18 protein-coding genes and 2 tRNA genes are annotated in these 19,451 nt (G+C 36.4%); 8 read left to right on the forward strand and 12 right to left on the reverse strand.

From position 1 onward, the window contains the following. Window positions 1-3 precede the first annotated feature (3 nt). Complete coding sequence (locus AACP56_RS15990) at window positions 4-756, reverse strand: C40 family peptidase (protein WP_339335306.1); 753 nt, start codon at window positions 754-756, stop codon at window positions 4-6. Window positions 757-770: 14 nt separating this feature from the next. After that, window positions 771-1,946 (reverse strand): acetyl-CoA C-acyltransferase, encoded by a 1,176-nt coding sequence (locus AACP56_RS15995; protein WP_339335304.1) that lies wholly within the window; start codon window positions 1,944-1,946, stop codon window positions 771-773. Between the two features lie 115 nt (window positions 1,947-2,061). Between AACP56_RS15995 and AACP56_RS16000 the strand changes: the two genes are divergently transcribed. The 7 genes from AACP56_RS16000 (at window position 2,062) to AACP56_RS16030 (ending at window position 7,736) form a co-directional block, all read left to right on the forward strand. Next, window positions 2,062-4,101, forward strand: coding sequence for an HD family phosphohydrolase (locus AACP56_RS16000; RefSeq protein ID WP_339335302.1), 2,040 nt, complete (start codon window positions 2,062-2,064; stop codon window positions 4,099-4,101). Between the two features lie 168 nt (window positions 4,102-4,269). Then, window positions 4,270-4,353, forward strand: a tRNA-Ser gene (locus AACP56_RS16005). A 26-nt stretch (window positions 4,354-4,379) separates the two neighbouring features. Further along, window positions 4,380-4,454 (forward strand) — tRNA-Pro (locus AACP56_RS16010). Window positions 4,455-4,672: 218 nt separating this feature from the next. Further along, on the forward strand, window positions 4,673-5,941 hold the full coding sequence (locus tag AACP56_RS16015; RefSeq protein WP_339335300.1) for a site-specific integrase: 1,269 nt from the start codon (window positions 4,673-4,675) through the stop codon (window positions 5,939-5,941). Between the two features lie 236 nt (window positions 5,942-6,177). Next, window positions 6,178-6,474 (forward strand): mobilization protein MbpA, encoded by a 297-nt coding sequence (gene mbpA / locus AACP56_RS16020; RefSeq protein ID WP_339335298.1) that lies wholly within the window; start codon window positions 6,178-6,180, stop codon window positions 6,472-6,474. Continuing rightward, on the forward strand, window positions 6,471-7,340 hold the full coding sequence (locus AACP56_RS16025) for a relaxase/mobilization nuclease domain-containing protein (RefSeq protein WP_339335296.1): 870 nt from the start codon (window positions 6,471-6,473) through the stop codon (window positions 7,338-7,340). The genes mbpA and AACP56_RS16025 overlap by 4 nt, the downstream gene beginning before the upstream one ends. Before the next feature lie 12 nt (window positions 7,341-7,352). Continuing rightward, window positions 7,353-7,736 carry a DUF6730 family protein gene (locus AACP56_RS16030; protein ID WP_339335294.1) on the forward strand — a complete coding sequence of 128 codons (384 nt, stop codon included), beginning with the start codon at window positions 7,353-7,355 and terminating at the stop codon, window positions 7,734-7,736. A gap of 279 nt (window positions 7,737-8,015) precedes the next feature. On the opposite strand, the gene AACP56_RS16035 is transcribed toward AACP56_RS16030, so the two are convergent. The 5 genes from AACP56_RS16035 to AACP56_RS16055 all read right to left on the reverse strand — a co-directional run bounded on the left by AACP56_RS16035 (window position 8,016) and on the right by AACP56_RS16055 (window position 12,989). Continuing rightward, window positions 8,016-8,909, reverse strand: a complete 894-nt coding sequence (locus AACP56_RS16035; protein ID WP_339339997.1) for an IS3 family transposase — start codon at window positions 8,907-8,909, stop codon at window positions 8,016-8,018. Then, window positions 8,867-9,238 carry a transposase gene (locus AACP56_RS16040; RefSeq protein WP_339335292.1) on the reverse strand — a complete coding sequence of 124 codons (372 nt, stop codon included), beginning with the start codon at window positions 9,236-9,238 and terminating at the stop codon, window positions 8,867-8,869. Before AACP56_RS16040 ends, AACP56_RS16035 begins: the two co-directional genes overlap by 43 nt. A 188-nt stretch (window positions 9,239-9,426) precedes the next feature. Then, on the reverse strand, window positions 9,427-10,152 hold the full coding sequence (locus tag AACP56_RS16045; RefSeq protein WP_339335290.1) for an HNH endonuclease: 726 nt from the start codon (window positions 10,150-10,152) through the stop codon (window positions 9,427-9,429). A 917-nt stretch (window positions 10,153-11,069) separates the two neighbouring features. After that, window positions 11,070-11,423 (reverse strand): DUF779 domain-containing protein, encoded by a 354-nt coding sequence (locus AACP56_RS16050; protein WP_339335288.1) that lies wholly within the window; start codon window positions 11,421-11,423, stop codon window positions 11,070-11,072. 66 nt (window positions 11,424-11,489) lie between these two features. Further along, window positions 11,490-12,989 carry an aldehyde dehydrogenase family protein gene (locus AACP56_RS16055; protein WP_339335286.1) on the reverse strand — a complete coding sequence of 500 codons (1,500 nt, stop codon included), beginning with the start codon at window positions 12,987-12,989 and terminating at the stop codon, window positions 11,490-11,492. A gap of 172 nt (window positions 12,990-13,161) precedes the next feature. Here AACP56_RS16055 and AACP56_RS16060 point away from each other — a divergent pair, with 172 nt between their 5' ends. Further along, entirely contained in the window at window positions 13,162-14,091 is a 930-nt protein-coding gene (locus tag AACP56_RS16060; RefSeq protein WP_339335284.1) for an AraC family transcriptional regulator, read from the forward strand. A 153-nt stretch (window positions 14,092-14,244) separates the two neighbouring features. On the opposite strand, the gene AACP56_RS16065 is transcribed toward AACP56_RS16060, so the two are convergent. The 5 genes from AACP56_RS16065 to AACP56_RS16085 all read right to left on the reverse strand — a co-directional run bounded on the left by AACP56_RS16065 (window position 14,245) and on the right by AACP56_RS16085 (window position 19,304). Then, complete coding sequence (locus AACP56_RS16065) at window positions 14,245-15,117, reverse strand: helix-turn-helix domain-containing protein (RefSeq protein WP_339335282.1); 873 nt, start codon at window positions 15,115-15,117, stop codon at window positions 14,245-14,247. A 74-nt stretch (window positions 15,118-15,191) separates the two neighbouring features. Further along, window positions 15,192-15,500 (reverse strand): putative quinol monooxygenase, encoded by a 309-nt coding sequence (locus AACP56_RS16070; protein ID WP_339335280.1) that lies wholly within the window; start codon window positions 15,498-15,500, stop codon window positions 15,192-15,194. Between the two features lie 113 nt (window positions 15,501-15,613). Beyond that, on the reverse strand, window positions 15,614-16,351 hold the full coding sequence (gene istB, locus AACP56_RS16075) for an IS21-like element helper ATPase IstB (protein ID WP_116186018.1): 738 nt from the start codon (window positions 16,349-16,351) through the stop codon (window positions 15,614-15,616). Window positions 16,352-16,375: 24 nt separating this feature from the next. Then, on the reverse strand, window positions 16,376-17,920 hold the full coding sequence (istA, locus tag AACP56_RS16080) for an IS21 family transposase (RefSeq protein WP_116186017.1): 1,545 nt from the start codon (window positions 17,918-17,920) through the stop codon (window positions 16,376-16,378). Between the two features lie 757 nt (window positions 17,921-18,677). After that, on the reverse strand, window positions 18,678-19,304 hold the full coding sequence (locus tag AACP56_RS16085; protein WP_339335278.1) for a hypothetical protein: 627 nt from the start codon (window positions 19,302-19,304) through the stop codon (window positions 18,678-18,680). Window positions 19,305-19,451 lie beyond the last annotated feature (147 nt).

Genomic DNA, 19,451 nt, shown 5'->3' on the forward strand with positions numbered 1-19,451 from the left:
TTTTTATATAATTTTTTTGATAACCCTTAGCTTATGGGAGTATATTTTTTCTTCTGTATTAAAAATACCTGTATGATCTATACGGTCTATACGTACACATCCGTGGGCATGTATAATGTAATTGTCTTTTAAAATAATACCAACATGGTCTATGAGCCCATCAGTATTGTCAAAAAAAACTAAATCACCAGGTTCACTTTCTTCAATAAAACTTAGTACTTCACCCTGTGTAGCTTGTTTTTCAGTGGTTCTATATAGTTTATACCCATTAAGCTTATACACCATTTGGGTAAAACCAGAACAATCCACACCAAAAGGGGTTTTACCACCCCATAGATAAGGAGCATTTAAAAAAACAAGAGCTGTATTTACCAGATTGGATTTATCTTCAATGGGATACTTTGAACTACCATCATGTTCATGGCCTAAAAAGTTTGAAACGTCAATTCTAGAACCTATGGTAATTGGCTGAAGAACATTTTTCCTGATAATAATGTTTGAAATAAAATCAGTTGAAAGCTCTTGATTTTTTTCAATGTTCAATTCTTTGAAATCAGTTTCTGTGATAAGTTGAAACTGTTTTTTACTTATCCAGCCTTCTTGGCCATCAAAAATTATTTCGATACGGACCCAATATTTTCGAGTATCCTTCACCTTAAAGAGATCACCATACAACAACTGTGTAAGCATCTCTGAGGTATCATCAGGTGATACCCTAACTGGAACAATGCTCAAATGGCAAATACCATATTGCATAAAAATAGCCTAGATTAAACGCGTTCTACTACAATTGCAGATGCCCCACCGCCACCGTTACATATGGCTGCTGCCCCAATTTTGGCATTATTCTGCTCCAGCACATTAAGCAATGTAACCATAATTCTTGCCCCTGAGCAACCAAGTGGATGTCCAAGTGAGACCGCCCCACCGTTTACGTTTACGATTTTATCGTTTAGACCAAGAAGTTTCATATTGGCTAACCCGACAACGGCAAAGGCTTCATTAAATTCAAAATAATCAACATCTTGTATTTTAATTCCTGCTTTCTCCAAAGCTTTTGGTAATGCTTTGGCAGGTGCAGTAGTGAACCATTTTGGTTCTTGGGCTGCATCTGCATAACTTTTTATTTTTGCCATTGGTTCTATACCTAGCTCGGCTGCTTTATCAGCACTCATTAGAACCATTGCTGCTGCTCCATCATTAATTGTAGATGCATTGGCTGCAGTTACGGTACCATCTTTGGAAAAAGCAGGTCTTAGTATAGGGATTTTTTCCATTCTCACGTTCTTATATTCTTCATCCTCACTAACCACTACAGGCTCTCCTTTTCGTTGAGGTACTTCTACGGATACAACTTCGTTATTAAACTTTCCATTTTTCCAAGCTTCTGCAGAACGATTGTAAGATTGTATGGCAAAATTGTCTTGTTCCTCTCTACTAAAATTATGTTCTACTGCGCAAGCATCGGCGCAAACTCCCATGGCATTTTGGTCATAAACATCTACCAAACCGTCTTTTTGCATTCCATCTATTAATGTGGTTGGTCCAAATTTATTCCCGTTTCTCATATGAACATAATGAGGGATAAGACTCATATTTTCCATTCCACCAGCCACAACAATATCAGTATCACCCAGTGCTATTGATTGTGCTGCTTGCATAACTGTTTTCATGCCTGATGCACAAACTTTATTTATAGTAGTGCATGGTACAGAATCAGGGATGCCAGCATAAATCGCAGCTTGTCTTGCAGGTGCTTGCCCAGTGCCAGCCTGTACTACATTACCCATTAAAACTTCATCTACCATTTTGGCATCTACTCTAGCTTTTTTTAAAGCATCTTTAATAGCTATTGCACCTAATTTTGGTGCTGGTACTGTTGATAATGAACCCATAAAACTACCTATCGGTGTTCTAACTGCAGATACAATGACCACTTCCTTCATTCCATAAAAATTTGTTGCTGCGAAAATACTAAAATTAAAGGCATTGCAACAGTTTGACCAATAATTGGATAGATGAAATTAGATTTCTTTATTTTTGGACTTATTGGTTTTACAAATGGGCAAAACACTTGATGACTTTTATAAAAAACAATCTCTTATTTATAAGTATGTCCTTTATTTTATTTCAATAGCCTTAATTGTCTTCTTCTTTCCTAGAGGAGGTAAATTCAAATATGATTTCCAAAAAGGAAAGCCTTGGCAATATGAAAATTTATATGCGCCTTTTGACTTTTCCATAAAAAAAACAGATACTGATATAGCTTTAGAGGAAAGAGAACTCAGGTCAAATAAAGCTGATTATTATACTTTTGATGAAGAAATATACCATAAAGTCTTAGAAGCATTTTCTTCAAATTTTGATCAAGTTTTCCCCTCAAACAGTTATTCATCACAAAAACGTTCACGCCTTTCGAGAATAGGTATTTCCGCTCTTGACTCAATTTATGATATGGGCTTTTTTGATGGGGAGGTTCTAAGCAAAGAAGTCTATTTGGTTAGGGAAAATAGGGCTAAAAAGGTTTTAAAGAACGATGTAGTCAACCCAGAGAATCTTCAAGGTAAGTTGCTGAGAATATTTGACACTCCTAATCTGGGAGATGACCGCGCTAGATTGGCTAAAATTGTTGGCGCAGTTTTAAAACCGAACCTTAAGTATGACAGAAGTCTTTCTGATAAGGCATTAGAAGAAGAGTTGTCAAAAATTTCCCTTACTAGGGGGAATGTATTAGAAGACAAACTCATTATTGCTAAAGGGGAAGTTGTAGAAGCAGATAACTTTAATATTTTGAACTCTCTAAAGCAGGAGTTTGAGTCTGAGTTATGGAATGGAAACAATTACTACTTCATTCTATTTGGATATACAGTCTTAGTTGCTTTGGTGCTCATTATGCTGTTTTTATTTCTTAAAAAGTATCGCCCTGAGATTTTTGCAAACAACAATAAGGTCACATTCATTTTTGTTAATATTCTTCTTATGGTATTTATAACTACGTTAGTTGTAAAAAATGATGAGAATTATGTTTATGTGGTACCACTTTGTATACTTCCCTTGATTTTAAAAAACTTTTTTGATGCACGGTTAGGATTATTTGTTCATGTGCTTACGATATTAATTCTTGGTTTTGTAGTGCCAAATAGTTTTGAATATATCTTTTTGCAAATAATTGCTGGGATAGTCACTATTTTGTCGGTATCCGAACTTTACAAGAGAGCTAATCTTTTTATATCAGTAGGGCAGATTACCTTCATTTACATTGTAGGATATTTTGCTTTTCATATTATACATGAAGGGAATTTGGATAATATTGAATGGATAACCTTTGGTATTTTTCTTTTAAATGGAATGCTTACCCTATTTGCTCAACCGCTCATATATCTATACGAGAAAATATTTGGGTTGATTTCTGATGTGTCCCTATTGGAATTATCAGATACAAACTCTAAACTTTTAAAAGAAATGGCCAATAAGGCACCTGGAACTTTCCACCATTCTTTGCAAGTGGCTAATTTGGCCGAAGCGGCTGCAAATGAAATTGGAGCAAATGCCATGTTGGTTAGGGTTGGCGCACTATATCACGATATTGGAAAAATGAACAAGCCAACTTTTTTTACGGAAAACCAAATAACTAATGCGAACCCGCATAACGATTTACCTCCAAAAGAAAGTGCTAAAATTATAATAGATCACGTGATTGAAGGAATAGAATTAGCTAGAAAAAATAACTTACCAGACAGGGTGATCGATTTTTTGAGAACACATCATGGCACTACTTTGGTGTACTATTTTTATAAGAAGCAAAAGGAGCTCGATGAAAATGTGGATGAAAATAATTTTAGATACCCTGGACCTACACCCTTTTCTAAGGAAACTGCAATACTTATGATGGCAGACTCTGTAGAAGCAGCATCTAAAAGTTTAAAATCGCCAACATATGCTATATTAGATGAATTTGTTGAGAAAATTGTAAAAGGACAAATGCAAGCTAATCAATTCCTAAATGCAAATATTACATTTAAAGAGATAGAGATGGTAAAAAAAGTCTTGAAACAGAAACTGACCAATATCTATCATTTACGTGTTGAATATCCGGAATAACAGTAGTTGAAAGGTTAGATATTTAATAATTTAATAAAACATATTCTATTTATTTCATCCAGTCTTACTCTGCTTAAAAAAATCAAATAAATAGTTGCTTTATAGTGTTTGAAAAATGTACATTTGCAACCGCGTTTTACGCAAGTTCATACAAATACAAAGGTTAAAGGAGAGGTGCCGGAGTGGTAACGGAGCAGATTGCTAATCTGTCGACGCGTAAGTGTCGCATGGGTTCGAGTCCCATTCTCTCCGCAATTTCTTTTAATAGAGATAACCATCGGGGTGTAGCGTAGCCCGGTTATCGCGCCGCGTTTGGGACGCGGAGGTCGCAGGTTCGAATCCTGCCACCCCGACGAACCACTTTCTAAGTGGTATTAAAGCACTGTTAACTGACTGGTTGACAGTGCTTTTCATTTTTAATGAATTCATCCGATATCATCTAATATCAAATAAAAGGTGTAGAGTTCGGTGAATGGATTGGTACGTTTGTTGTGCATAATTTTGGTAGTGTATACGACTATTTAGTGTCGTCTTTGCAAACAAGGTTTGTTTAACTTAAAAGACACGTATCATGCGAAACAACAGCACTTTAGCAGTACTAATTTTTACAAGGGATATTAATTACAATCCTGAAAAACTTACCATTTATGCCCGAATAACGGTAGATAGAAGACGGGCGGAAATCAGTTTGAAGCGTTACACTTCGGTGAATGTTTGGGACGTTTCCAAGGGACGGGTCATCGGAACTACCCAAAGAGCTCGAATGCTCAATAGCTATTTAGATGAGGTTTACGTGCAAATTATGGAGGCACATAAGCAATTGCTTCAAGAGGGTAAGTTGATTACGGCACAGGCTATAAAGGCTCGTTTTCTTGGGCAGGACGACCAACATAAGACCTTAAAGGAACTAGTTACCTATCACAATATGAATATGGATTCAGTGCTAAAATATGGCACGATGAAAAATTACTATTCAACGGAACGATATCTCCACAAGTTCATAAGGGATAAATTCAAGACCCCCGACATCTACCTAAAACAATTGAACTATAGGTTCATTATCGATTTTGAGCAGTATCTTTTAAACTATAGACCAGAGAAAGCAAGAAAGACTTGTTCCAATAATGGAGCAATGAAGCATTTGGAACGTTTGATGAAAATGACCAATCTCGCCGTTAAACTGGAATGGTTGGATAAAGACCCATTTCATCAGTTCAAGCTCAATTTTCAAAAACACAATCGAAGTTACCTATCGGAAAGAGAATTAGAACTAATCGAAGAAACAACTTTCAAAGGCAGTGGATATGAAAAGGTCAGGAATGTATTTCTATTTTCCTGTTATACGGGATTATCTTATATAGATGTCAAGGAACTGCTGCAGGAACAACTGTTATTGGGTATGGATGGAAACTATTGGTTACATACTAGAAGGGCAAAGACCGATGAGGTTGTAAAGATTCCATTATTACTCAAAGCAAGGGCAATTATCGAAAAGTATTCTGAAGAAATGAAGCAACACCCAGAAGGTAAGTTACTTCCCGTTTTCAGTAACCAAAAAATGAACAGCTATTTGAAAGTGATTGCCAAGGCTTGTGGCATCCATAAGAACATAACTTTCCATTCTGCCAGACATACATTTGCTACAACGGTGACCTTATCTAATGGGGTGCCTATTGAGACGGTTTCGAAAATGCTGGGTCATGCTAAGCTAACCACGACTCAAATTTATGCAAGGGTATTGGAAAAGAAAGTAGGTGAGGACATGCAAAATTTGATGAATCTTTTCGAAACAAAAAAGAAGCAAAGAAGCAGAGAAATTTCCAAACCTTACCAGAATTAAAAATCAATTAGGAGAGATATACATATTATTTGAAGTTTCATTTTTAAGATTTAAATGATTACGATAGTTCCTGGCATTATATCTATAATCAAGGTTTTCAAACTGTTAAAACAAGACAGCTTTTCGCAGCTGTTTTAAACTAAGTATAATTTGAAGTTGAGGAGGCAATTCAAGATGTGTCATTGTCATGACAATCTTGCTTTTTCTCCCGAAGGTCGCAAAAGAAAAAAAGGAAAATGAAAAGGGAATACGTCCAGTTCCGATGTAGCATCTATGAAAAGAAGCTGCTCAAGCTCAAGGCCAAAAGGGCTGGACTTTCCCTATCCGAATATTGCCGCAGTTCGGCTTTTGGGCATAACATCATCGAACGATTGACACCAGAACAATTAGAACATTATGCCATGTTGGTCAAGTACAAGAACAACTTTAAACGCATAAGTAATATGTTCAAGAAAAGGAATCCAAAACTCTCCAAAGAAGTAGAGCAATTGGCAAATGAAATACGAAACCATCTATACAATTTCAACAAATGATAGCTAAGGGAAAATCCATATCACATACCAAGGCTTCCATCTCCTATGGATGGAACCAAGAAAAAGATGCGGAGATTATCCATAGCCAACATTTGGCAGGGGAGAATCCAACAGAGATAACGGAAGAGTTTAAAATCATCCAATCGCAGAATCAAAGAACACAAAAAAACACCCTAAGCTTTGTACTAAGTCCAAGTATTGAAGATGGCAAAAGACTATCCAAACAAGAATTAAAGGAACTCACCAAAAAGTTTATAAAAGCAATGGACTTAAAAGAAAGGCAGGCGATTGCTTTTGTACATCGTGACAAAGTACATACACATATCCATTTATATGTGAACAGGATAAGTTTTGATGGAAGGGCATACAAGGACAACTTCATTGGAAAAAGAAGCCAACAGAAAGCCTATGAAGTAGCAAAAGCAATGGGACTTACAAATGCAAGAGATATCCAATACCATAGACTTGATCATATCAAACAGATAAGAAGCGAGATAAAACAACTTCATGAAAAGGTCATAGAGACAGAAAGACCCAAAAGCCTTGATGCCTATATCAAACTGATGAAGGAAAAGGATATCAAGGTTATCCCTAGTATCAACATACAAAATAAACTTCAAGGCTTTCGATTTGAGTATAAAGGACAGAACCTAAAGGGAAGTGAAGTGCACCGTTCCATGTCTGGAGGAAGGTTAATCTTTCAAATCTCGGACAACATGAATAAAGGAATAACCAAACCAAATATACCTACGATAAAACTTTCTGGAAAAGCAATTGAACTGAGTACAAATATGGCAACAGCATTAGCGAAACAAATGATAAAGAGAACCATCAAAAAAGCCATTGACCTTGGAATGGGAATTTAAACAGCACATATTATGAAAAAAATAGATGAAATCATGGAACTGTTGACCGAAGAAATCAATGGGTTCGAAAAATCAGTTGAAAAGCTAGAGTGTCTATCAAAGAACCTAAATGAGATAAAAGTAAAAGCGGACACTTCCAATATGGAATACCGCTTAAAAGAACATCTTAGAGCACAGGAAAGGATTGAATCACAGAATAAACAAACATTAAAAGAGTTAAATCAAAAATTAAAACGGGCAAAGCTTGTTCCCAAATGGTTGTTGATTCTCTTTCTGTCTGTACTTATAATGCTTACTATCGTAATTGGATATTTAAGTTTTCAGGTTGTGCAATTGAATAAGGACAAGATGGCAATTCTTGGGAAAGAAAAAGTAGAACTACAAATGAATAAGTAGAATGCGCCCTATTCCGATTTTACCTAACGCTTATCTTCCCGAACACTATAAAATCGGAACAGGATCCACGCGCAAAGTTTAAGGGTAAGGATTTGGGGCTTGCAGCACGAAACTATGTTTCGCTCGCTTATAATCAAAAAAAATTAGGACTTACGTCCCTAAATAGACAAAAGAATACCTAAATAGAACTAGTAGATTTTTATAATGAAGCACAACGCCCTAGGTCAGCTTCAGCTGAATGTCTAGTCCTGAAATATGGCTACAGGTTAAAAAATAGATTTACGCTGTTAATTTATATACCATATTCGGTGTTTTGTATTCTAAAGATAAATGTAATCTTACTTCATTGTAGAGATTGATTGCATTTTTTGTAGCTCGTTTAGCGTGGGCCAAGCTATCAAAGGTTTGGTCAAGATAAAATTCGTCTTTAAGGATGCCATTTACGCGCTCGGCAATGGCATTTTCATAGCAATGGTTATCCTCAGTCATGCTGATTTGAATGTTATTTCTTTTGAGTATTTGGGTGTAGACGTTGCTGCAGTATTGAATACCTCTATCGGAATGGTGGATAAGTCCAGTGCTATTTTTAGCTTGATATATTGCTTTGTTCAATGCCCTTTCGCAACCTTTAAGTTCAAGGCTGTTGCTGATGTCATATCCTACGATTTTACGTGAGAACATATCGGTAATGAGTGCTAGATAACAAAATCCCTTTATTGTTCTAATGTATGTAATGTCGCTTACCCAGACCTGATTTGGTCTAGTAACCCGCACATCTTTTATGATGTTTTTATACTTATGAAACCTGTGCAAAGAGTTTGTTGTTCTGTAGCTAGGTTTCTTTCTAAGAGTTAGCATATCGTATTTTCTAAGAATGTTAAATAGGGTATCCCTACCTACTTTAAGGTTAGCTTTTTCAAACTCGTTTTTCAAAGATTTTTTGAGTTTACGCACGCCTTCTCTAGGCAGGGATTTGCGTTTTTGCTTGACTATTTTCAATACCTTTTGTTCAAGTTTCAAACGTTTGTCAGCTCTACTTTTGTACTTGTAGTACGCATCACGTTTAAGGCCAAAGCAGGCAGTAATAGTAAGTAAAGAAACAAACCCCTTAGATTTTTCCCTAGCTTTTATTAGGGCTTTATATTTAGCTTTTTTTTTAGCTCCAGAACAGATTTATAGCCCAGCTGTTCAGCAGCTACTTCAAGATAGGATTCATCCACAAGGGCATCCATATCCTTTTTTAAGAGTAGTTTTTTAAGTTGTTCAATCTCTTTTTGCAGCTCTTTAATACGAGTTATTTCATCTTTAGTCTTCACAGTTACTCTGGTATTCATAAGGTCTTTACGATTATACTTTTTAATCCATTCATTGATGGTGGTAGGAGCAATACCGTAGGCCTTACCTAGTTGATACTTGTTTAATTTTCCAGTGGTAAGTTCGTCTAAAATTTTGAGTTTGAAAGATTCGGAATACCGTCTAATTACTTTGTCATTTTTGTACATAATTGTAAGAATTATGTAGCCTTTATTCAGGACGGGTCAGAATTTTACACAACGGTATTGTGTATGGCTCGTTGCGGAAAATCAACTATGATTTTCCGCCGTAACCGAAAGATAGCAAATTGCAATGAATTCCGATTAGGAATTCAACCGCAATGAGCTATACACGGTGTTGCCATTAGTACTTTTTATTAATTTTCCATTATTCTTTTCAATTCCGAAACTGAATAAGCAGGCTTTTGTTTATGTAACATAGCGTGACAATTCGGACACACAGGAATTAAGTCAGTTTTAGGATTTACAGAATATTCTTTTCCGATTGTTGAAATGTCAACAATATGATGAACGTGAATAAAATTCTTTCCTAAATCTCCAAATTTTTGCTCAAAGTTAAAATCACAAACTTGACAATTTAATCCAAAATGTTCAATGCATTCTTGACGCGCTAATTGATTTCTTTCGTAACTATTTACAGTTACTTGTCTTGTTTTTCCTTCCGAATATTTTTGGTCAGAATCAACTTCATTCGGGAAAACAGTTTCTCCGAAATCATCTTTTACTAAATCATAAAATTTCTGATAAATTTTTCTTCCAGTTTTTACAGAAGCACCAGAAGTTTCTTCATAATATTCTATATGTTGATAAAGGGAAAGTAAAGCAGTTTTTAATCCACTAACACCATTTTCGTTATAAATCCGTTCGAGATAATATTCAGTTCCATAAGAGTTGATAGTTCGCGTAAATAATTTCCCTTGGATTAGGTTTGAATAGGCATAAATATAATCAAGTCCAGAACTTTTTTTCATTCCCATATTCGTAAGGGATTCTGTTCCTTCGTTTAATGACATTTGATTCAGGTAAATCTTTTTTCCGACTTCAAATGCTTTATGAATTTGTTCATTCGTAATTTTTCCCATTCAGTTCGAGTGTTTTTGGGTATTAATGGCAACGGTTAATGTATGATCTGTACGGCTTTGAAATCCGTAGGATTTCCCGCCGTACGATAACATTCTAAATATACGTAGATTTTCCGACGGAAAATCGGACAGTATAGATTATACATATTGTTAGCAAACGTGTTGCAGCGCAAACCTTTGCCTGGTCGCAGATCACTGATAGATTTCCCGAACTCTTTTAAAATGGTTTCTTTTTTAAGTCCGTCGAAACCAAATAGAAAAGGATTTATGTATATCGTTTTTATGCAGACTTATCCAAGAAATTGACAAGTCCGTCCACGCAACAGTTACGTCTGAGTGAAGTCCGTCCGAGCGAGAACTTTGGCAAGGTAATTTATTAATTAAACAACTGAATTTTGAGAAAGTAACAAGCCTAAAGAAACCATTTTAAAAATGCTGGTTTACCCGAACCAAACTCTTATTATTTTTTAGATATTCAGGCTAATTGCGAACCGATTGGACTTTTCTTGCAATATGTTTGCTAACGCCCCGCTAAACGTAGTGAGGTTCTGGGATTTAAAAATAGGAAATTTATTTCCTTAATTTTTGAATAACAAATAGAACCTTGCCAAATTGCTTTTAGCGATTGTTGTGTGATGTGCACGGCTTGAGCCGTCAGTGCCAAAGCTGTTTGTAGAATGGTTGTTAAGCAATTTGGTTAAGCGGGGCGTTGTGTAAAATTTCCTGTATTGTGGGAACAACGAAGTTGTGTAGCAACATAGGTCAGCTTCAGCTGAATTTTACACAACGCTCACGGCTATGAGTAGTTGAGTGGGTTAGCGATTAATTTTGCAAGTACACACCAAACTGAAAATCCGCGAGGATTTTCAGAAGTAAGCGAGTACAAGCAATTACTTATAGCCATTGTTGGCATTTCGTTATTTATTTAAGGTTTCACTCTCTTCATTAGTCAAAAGTCTTGAGTGAATAATAAACCTAACTCCAAGTGGTATTTCAAGAGAAAAACTTGCGCCTCTTCCTTCTGTAATATCTACGGTTAGATGAGTATGTTTCCAGTATTCAAATTGGTCTTGATTCATATAAAAATTAACGCCATTAAGTGCGCCTAACAACACATCACTTTCATCTAAATACATATCGCCTTTTTCAAAAACCATAGGAGCAGAGCCATCGCAACAACCACCACTTTGATGAAAAATTAATTCGCCATGTTTTGCTTTTAATTGTTCTAAAATTTCTGAAGCTTTTTTAGTAATTGCAATTCTTTCCATAATTTAAAGATATTAAAAAGGCTGAATCAATACAATTCAGCCTTTATTTTGTTAATAAACGTTCTATTAAAAGAACCCTAACTTATTCTTGTCGTAAGAAATTAACATGTTTTTAGTTTGACGATAGTAGTTAAGCATCATTACATGATTTTCTCTACCGAAACCTGATTTTTTATAACCGCCAAATGGTGCGTGTGCTGGATAAGCATGGTAACAATTTACCCAAACACGACCCGCTTTTATAGCTCTTGGTATCTGGTATAATTGGTGCGCATCACGTGTCCAAACACCTGCACCTAATCCGTAAAGTGTATCGTTTGCAATCTCTAAGGCTTCTGCTTCATCTTTAAATTTAGTAACACAAGCTACTGGTCCAAAAATTTCTTCTTGAAAGACTCTCATTTTATTATGACCTTCTAAAATTGTAGGCTTAATGTAAAAACCATTGGCTAAATCGCCTTCCAATTTATTTGCTTCTCCACCTGTAAGTACTTTAGCACCTTCGTCTTTACCAATTTTAAAATATGACTGTATTTTTTCGTATTGATCGTTAGATGCTTGTGCACCAATCATGGTGTTAACATCATATGGACTGTCTTGAATGATCGCATTTGTACGTTCAATAACACGTTCCATAAATGCATCATAAATATCTTCTTGTACTAAAATTCTTGAAGGACAGGTACAAACTTCTCCTTGATTAAATGCAAATAATACTGCACCTTCAATAGCTTTATCCAAATATTCATCATCTGCATCCATTACAGAATTAAAGAAAATATTTGGTGATTTTCCTCCTAACTCCATAGTGACTGGATTCAAGTTTTTAGAGGCATACTGCATAATTAATTGACCTGTAGTAGTTTCACCTGTAAAGGCTACCTTGTCTACTTTAGGACTTGAAGCTATAGGTTTTCCTGCTTCTGGACCAAAACCATGAACAATATTTACAACTCCTGGAGGAAAAACATCTGCAATTTTTTCCATTAATAAAGTTGCGGAAGATGGTGTTTGTTCTGCTGGTTTTAATACTACGCAATTACCTGTAACCAATGCTGGTGGTAATTTCCAAGACAACATTAAAAGTGGAAAGTTCCATGGTATTATTTGACCAACCACTCCAAGTGGTTCTTTAATATTCATAGATAAAGTGTTCTGGTCTAGTTCTGTTGCACTACCTTCTTCAGAACGAATACACGCTGCAAAGTAACGCCAATGGTCTACACATAAAGGAATATCTGCATTTAAAGTTTCGCGAATAGGCTTACCATTATCACAAGTTTCAACTAGAGCAAACTCTTCTAAATTTGCTTCTATAATATCTGCTACTTTGTTTAGTAATGTTGCTCTTTCTGTTGCTGAAGTATTCCCCCAAGCATCTTTTGCTGCATTGGCTGCATCTAGTGCTAGCTCAATATCTTCCTTTTGCGATCGCGGATATTTCGCAATAAAACTATTGTCTATTGGAGATGTGTTATCGAAATATTGGCCATCCAATGGAGCAACAAACTTGCCATTTATGAAGTTGCTATATTTCTCTTTAAACTTTGGTTTTGAATAACTCATATAATTTTGTGTTTAATTAATGATTAGATAATTTATTAATCTATTTTTTAGATTATTTTTAGTTTTGATAAATATATTTTATCAAATTCTAATTATCTTGCACATAATTATTATTGTTTTGAACATATCTGTTATTTTAAGGTTTATGTGTTAAATTTTTGTAGTATTGAATATGAAACCCTTATTAAATCAGCATAGAAACAACAGAAAACTAACCACATTAGTGGAAAACAGAACCACATACAATGCAGATTATGCAGAACTTAATATTTATGAAACCCATGCTTTTGCAGAAAAAGTATCGTTAACTTTTGGTTTTCCGATTATTGCAAGCATGCTTACTGGTAAAAAGATCATGCATATTGATGGTTTTGAAGCTTTTGATTTTTTTCCTGGAGAATCCGTAGTTATGCCAACCAATAAGGAAATGGTTATTGATTTTCCATTAGCTACAGAAAATAATCCTACGCAATGTTTAGCCTTAGGGATTGATGCTTTTAAAATTGATGAAGTTGTTGAAAAATTTAATCAGCAAGTAGCTATTGAAAATGAAAACAATACATGGAATTTAAACGAGACTACTTCTCACTTAATAAACAATGCAGATGTAAATCATTTAATTGAAAGATTAACCTATACTTTTACTAATAATAATAATAATAATAATAAATCCAAAGATGTATTATTAGATTTAATGATACAAGAATTAATTGTAAGATTGCTACAAACCAAAGCAAAGTCTTTATTAATTAATGATCCGTGTCAAATTTTTAATGATACAAGAATAGGAACAGTTATTAAATACATTAAAGACAACTTAACTAATAAAGATATTAATGTAGATATATTGGCTAAAAAAGCGCATATGAGTACTTCTCATTTTCATAAGCAGTTTAAAGACACTTTAGGTATTTCTCCGATTGATTATATAAATTCTGAAAAAATTAAGTTTTCAAAAAAACTTATTAAAGAATCTAAAGATTTTAGAATGTCTGAAATTGCTTTTAAATCTGGGTTTAACAACACGAGTTATTTTAACAGGCAATTTAAAAAAATGGAAATGATGACACCTCAACAATTCAAAAAGTCAGTAACTAAATAGCACAGAGGTTATTTTGTCATTTTAGCACAAGATTTTTAAATTATGCGATTCTTATTCGGGACGGAGCATAATGAATGCCAACGGTCCCGCATAAACGCAGTAACGACCGAATGGGAGTTATTGCCGTTTTATGCATTGTTCTCTGCTGGTCTTTTATTCCATTTTAGCAAAGCCAACTGTATCACGATACAATTTTGGTGAGACACCAACTTGTTTTTTGAACACTCTACTGAAATAGAATTCATCTTTATATCCTAAGTCACCAGATATTTCCTTTACGGCTTTTGAAGTTAAATATAATTCTCTTTTGGCTTCAATCATAATCCTGTTTACTATCATTTGAGAAACGGAAATGTTACAATATGATTTTACCACCTTGTTTAATTGTTGAGGTGTAGCAAAAAGAATCTTCGCATAGTCGCCTGCGGTGTGCAAACTTTTATAATTATTTTCAATACTATCAACCAAACTCTGCATCAAAGCTGGTTTTTCATTTACCTTGGATAAATTATTTGTCTTATCAAAAGTTCGTTTTTCTCGAACAAGAATGATTAAAAAAATTTTTAGAGATGAAATAAGCACTTCATGGATTCCAATTCCATTTTCTTTAATCTCCGAATTCATATTGTGAATATGTCCAATGAGTTTGGATATGTTATTAACTGAAAAAAATGGTTCTGAAGAAAAATTATTGAATAGCACCCCTTCTGTCTCTATCTCATTCTGATGACGATAAGTACAAAAAAAATCAGGATGGAAATTTAGCATATACCCAACAGTTTCTTCGTTACTTGTCATCATGAATGGTTGATAGGGAGAAAGACAGATTGTTGTTTCAGGAGGAACATCGTAAGTGTCCAAATCTATTTTTAACTGAAAATCACCCTTTTCGATTAATATGATGGAATAATAATTATAACGGACCAAATGGTCAAAGACATCTAAATTTTTAAACGAAGTTAATTTAAACGCTAATTCATTGGTACTCTTAGTAAGAATTGTAGAATTGATGCTTTGAAATCCCATATCTATTAAAATTAAAAATCATATCTGGAGCAATTGAATTTACTCCAGATATGAAATAAATGTTTAGAGAAATCCTACTTTACAGCAATAATCTCATGCTTGTTAATATCGCTTACTTTGAAACCTACCAATAAGTCGTCCGCATTTTCCAGCAAAGCTTTTGCGATGTCTCCATTTAAGTGAGCATTTCGTCCATCTTCATCTGCAAAGGTGTCAAAAATACCAAAAGTGGTTTCGTCAATTTGGAAAGCATACCAAGATTTTGTACCCGATTCTTGATTGGCGAGAGGTAAGGCTCCCATTAGGAATTGTTTGACATCATTTGCTTTTTCAGGTTTAGCATTGACAATTACAAATAATCCTAATTTTTCTGAATTTTCCATTGATTTAAAATTTTGATTTGTGTGGATAAGCCGGGTAAACTGACCCACCTTCGCCGGATGAAACTGACCATGGCAAATGGACTGCCCAGATTTGATCTATCCTTGGGTTAAACTTAGTTTTTATTTTTCAATTTTCTTCTCATTGATTCTCCTTTTATATCTATTCTGTGGGCTGTATGCACCAAACGGTCGAGGATGGCATCGGCCAGTGTTTTCTCCCCGATAATGTCGTGCCACTTTGATACGGGCAATTGTGATGCTATTATAGTGGATTTTTTGCCGTGCCTGTCCTCGATGATCTCCATAAGTGCATGCCTATTGATGTTGTCCAATGGTTTAAGGCCGAAGTCATCCAAGATGAGCAAGTCCTGTTTTTCAAGTTTGTTTATCTGTTTTGGATAGGAACCGTCTGCCTTTGATGTCTTGAGCAGGGTAAAGAGCTTCGCAGTATTGAAGTACATCGTTTTTGACCCCATGGAACAGGCCTGGTGGCCGATGGCCGATGCCAGGTAACTTTTGCCCACGCCGGTACTACCGGTAATAAGTATGTTCTCCCTTTTTTGGATGAACCCGCAGGAACCGAGCCGCCGGACCAGGTTCTTGTCCAGTTGGCGCGACGGTCGGTAGTCTATAGCTTCCATGACGGCCGTATACCTGAACCTTGCGGACTTGGTCAATCGCTCTATCCTACGGTTGTGACGGTCGTCCCATTCGCTCTGGACGAGATAGGCGATCAGTTCATCGTTGGTGTAACCGGTGGACGGACCGCCGGTTTCCATTGTTGTGGTGAAGGCCCTGTGCATTCCATAGAGCCTCATTTCTTTCATCGATTGCATTGTTTTTTCGTTCATATGTTCTGTTTTTAAGTATTGTTCCTATTCGTAGTATTTTCCTCCCCTTATGTTGTTGTGCTCGGGCATTTCCATGTCCCCGTCGATACCTTCATCGATCTGGTCCCACCCCTTTTTCAGGATGCGCTCGACCATATTGTAATTGTACGCACCATATTCCGCGGCACGCCTACAGGCACCGTCAAGACGTTCCCTTCCGTACTTTTTGGCAAGGTGGAGCACGCCCAGACAGGACTTATAGGATTGTTCCGGGTGTTGCTTCTTCTCCAGGATGGCAATGATGTACCCTTTACAGTGTCCGCCGATATCGCTTGCCCAATCGATGAACTTTTCACTGCTCCACTCGCTTATGAAACGATGGTGCGAGGGCATATGGTCGGCCAAGGTGGTATAGCCGTATTTCTTCCTGTTCCTTGTATGTACGGCGAACCTTTCGTGCTTATGGTAGATCTCGACGATACTGTCGGTATAGACCAGCTTGACCTGTTTGCCTATATGCCTGTAGGGCACGCTGTAATAATGCTTGTCCTTCCCAAAATAAACATGGCTGTTCTTGTGTACGGTGGCCTGGGCATAGCGTTTTACCTCATAGCGTTTCGCCGGTAACGGCATCAGTTCGCCCTTCTCGATCTCCATAAAAAGCGAACACCTGGAATATTCCCTTCCCCTGAACGACATTGCGTTGTGTTTTTCCAACAGTTCCCTTATCGCGATGTTGATATCGGTCATGCTATGGAAGACCTGGTTCCGTAAAGGGGCGAACACCCTGGTGTAGATTATCTTCACGGCGTTCTCCACTATGGCCTTGTCCCTTGGCCTATAGGTACGTGTGGGCAGTACTGCCGTTTCGTAGTGTTCGGCAAAGTCGGCGAACACCTCGTTGACCTTGGGCTCGTAACGGCTGCTCTTGGTAACCGCCGACTTAAGGTTGTCCGGCACCAAGGCCTTTGGTACGCCGCCGTAGAACCATAGTGCGTTCTCGGTGCAGCGGATGAAGTCCTCCAGTTTTTGGCTTGCACAGGCCTCTACATAAGTGTATTGGCTGCTACCGAGTATACACACGAACACCTCCAGTTCCTTCAGTTCACCGGTGTCCCTGTCAACAATATGGAGTTTCTTTCCCGTGAAGTCTATAAAGAGCTTGTCGCCGGCCTTGTGCTCCATGTGCATTACCGGAGAGGTCTCCTTGCGCCATTCGGCGTACCAATACTTGAACTGTGAGAGCTTGAAGCCATCGGGGTGCTTGGCATAATATTCTTCCCATAACAATTGTCTGGTCACCCCGGTCTTGCGAAGCTCTTTGTCAAAATAGGGAAAGTACTGCCTTAAGGTCAGCAAACGTTGGCTCTTGCGCTTTTGCCCGTCCTTAAAAAGGTTGTGGAGTTCCTCTAGGGTCATCTTCTCCACTTCGTAGGCGGTAAAACGGTACCGCCTGAAGAATTCGATGTACTTCCTGACCGTGACACGGGATATGCCCAATTGTTGGCTTATCCCACGCTTGCTCGTACCGGAGGTGTACAGTTTGTAAATCAGTTTTGTTTTTCGCATGTCTATCTGCTTGTTCGCCATGGTGCTTTTTAACAAAAAAAGCACTTAGACTTTTTACAGATAGATCTAATCTAAAGGTGGGTCACTTTGGCCCGGCGGGGGTGGGTCACTTTCGTCCGGCCAGCTATGGTCACTTTAACCCGGCGAGGGTGGTATACTATGTCCGGCGTTTCCAATTTGTGAAAGAAAAAAGTGAAAGGAGTCCAAAAATTGCAACTCCAAAAACAAGTAAATAAACTTTTAGATTTTACATGTTGAATTGTTTTAATTATTTATTCACAAAATTACTTCCCTCAAGTATTCTAAAACATGGACAATTCTATATTTAGCATGGATAATTTATTCTTTGGTGATTTTTTTCCTTTTACTTGCAGAGAACGCCCCGCTAAACGTAGTGAGGTTCTGTTTTTTAAAAATAGGGAATTTATTCCCTTGATTTTAAATGACAAGTGAACCTTGCCAAATTGCTTTTAGCGATTGTTGTGTGATGTGCTCGGCTTGAGGCGGCAGTGCCAAAGCTGATTGTTGTTTGTAGGGGAAAGCAATTTGGTTTAGCGGGGCGTTGTGTAAAATTTCCTGTGGTGCGGGGCTTTGCATAGCAAAGTATAGCAACATAGGTCAGCTTCAGCTGAATTTTACACAACGGTCTCGGCTATGAGTAGTTGCGTGGTTTAGCGATTAACTTTGCAAGTACACACCAAGTTGGAAATTCCGCAGGAATTTCCAAAGTAGGCGATAACAAGCAATTACTTATAGCCATTGTTGGCAAATCGTTTTTTTATTTAAAATATTTTTTAGCATCCTCCCAAATTTGATATTTACTATGTTCTCCTAAATAATAGTAAAATTTTCCGTCAGGCTTAATTAGAATAAAATTTCCATATCTGACTTCGTAAGGGAAAAAGAGTTTTTTTAGTAAATCATCTTTGTCTACTTTCCAATTTATTCTTCTTTGATGATTATATTCAACATTATCACATTCGGATGAGTGTATCCAGAATTGATTAATATTCGCGATTTTGTGCAGTTTTTTTAAGTAATCTCTGTGTAAAACATTCCATCCTGATTTTGAGTTAGTATTTTCATTCTTTTTCGGATATGCAGTTAAGTAGTTGATAACAATATTTTGAGTTGAGTCAATTTTTTTTTCGGTCAATTCAGTTAAGTATGATTTTAAATTCTCAAAAGTATTTTTGTCAAGTTGTCCAAATTTTTTTCGAGTTACCAATAAACCTATTTGAGTTGTATCGTTCTCAAAATATAAATCTAAATTTTTACTATAATCTTTAGTTTTTATGAAATTTTCTTTACTTATTTTTTCTCCACTTTCATTATAGAAAACTATTGGTTTTTCTTGACCGAAAGTAAGGCAAGTAAAAAGGATAAATATGAATGTTAATCTCATAGTTTGATATTCGGATTAAATGTTTGCCAACGTATTTGTGTATGAGTAGTAGCGAAATTTTTGCGATCACTTTCGGAAAGTAATTTACAAAATAAAAAAGAATAGCGACTTGAATTAAAAAAACCAAGTCGCTATTACTTTTACACG

Origin of the sequence: Croceitalea sp. MTPC6, from assembly GCF_036985525.1 — a bacterium.
Taxonomy (GTDB): domain Bacteria; phylum Bacteroidota; class Bacteroidia; order Flavobacteriales; family Flavobacteriaceae; genus Croceitalea.

Bases quoted from the DNA above. Each gene is read 5' to 3' on its own strand.
- AACP56_RS15990 (WP_339335306.1), bottom strand. From the start codon at position 756: ATGCAATATGGTATTTGCCATTTGAGCATTGTTCCAGTTAGGGTATCA.
- AACP56_RS15995 (WP_339335304.1), bottom strand. From the start codon at position 1,946: ATGAAGGAAGTGGTCATTGTATCTGCAGTTAGAACACCGATAGGTAGT.
- AACP56_RS16000 (WP_339335302.1), top strand. From the start codon at position 2,062: ATGGGCAAAACACTTGATGACTTTTATAAAAAACAATCTCTTATTTAT.
- AACP56_RS16015 (WP_339335300.1), top strand. From the start codon at position 4,673: ATGCGAAACAACAGCACTTTAGCAGTACTAATTTTTACAAGGGATATT.
- mbpA (WP_339335298.1), top strand. From the start codon at position 6,178: ATGAAAAGGGAATACGTCCAGTTCCGATGTAGCATCTATGAAAAGAAG.
- AACP56_RS16025 (WP_339335296.1), top strand. From the start codon at position 6,471: ATGATAGCTAAGGGAAAATCCATATCACATACCAAGGCTTCCATCTCC.
- AACP56_RS16030 (WP_339335294.1), top strand. From the start codon at position 7,353: ATGAAAAAAATAGATGAAATCATGGAACTGTTGACCGAAGAAATCAAT.
- AACP56_RS16040 (WP_339335292.1), bottom strand. From the start codon at position 9,238: ATGTACAAAAATGACAAAGTAATTAGACGGTATTCCGAATCTTTCAAA.
- AACP56_RS16045 (WP_339335290.1), bottom strand. From the start codon at position 10,152: ATGGGAAAAATTACGAATGAACAAATTCATAAAGCATTTGAAGTCGGA.
- AACP56_RS16050 (WP_339335288.1), bottom strand. From the start codon at position 11,423: ATGGAAAGAATTGCAATTACTAAAAAAGCTTCAGAAATTTTAGAACAA.
- AACP56_RS16055 (WP_339335286.1), bottom strand. From the start codon at position 12,989: ATGAGTTATTCAAAACCAAAGTTTAAAGAGAAATATAGCAACTTCATA.
- AACP56_RS16060 (WP_339335284.1), top strand. From the start codon at position 13,162: ATGAAACCCTTATTAAATCAGCATAGAAACAACAGAAAACTAACCACA.
- AACP56_RS16065 (WP_339335282.1), bottom strand. From the start codon at position 15,117: ATGGGATTTCAAAGCATCAATTCTACAATTCTTACTAAGAGTACCAAT.
- AACP56_RS16070 (WP_339335280.1), bottom strand. From the start codon at position 15,500: ATGGAAAATTCAGAAAAATTAGGATTATTTGTAATTGTCAATGCTAAA.
- istB (WP_116186018.1), bottom strand. From the start codon at position 16,351: ATGAACGAAAAAACAATGCAATCGATGAAAGAAATGAGGCTCTATGGA.
- istA (WP_116186017.1), bottom strand. From the start codon at position 17,920: ATGGCGAACAAGCAGATAGACATGCGAAAAACAAAACTGATTTACAAA.
- AACP56_RS16085 (WP_339335278.1), bottom strand. From the start codon at position 19,304: ATGAGATTAACATTCATATTTATCCTTTTTACTTGCCTTACTTTCGGT.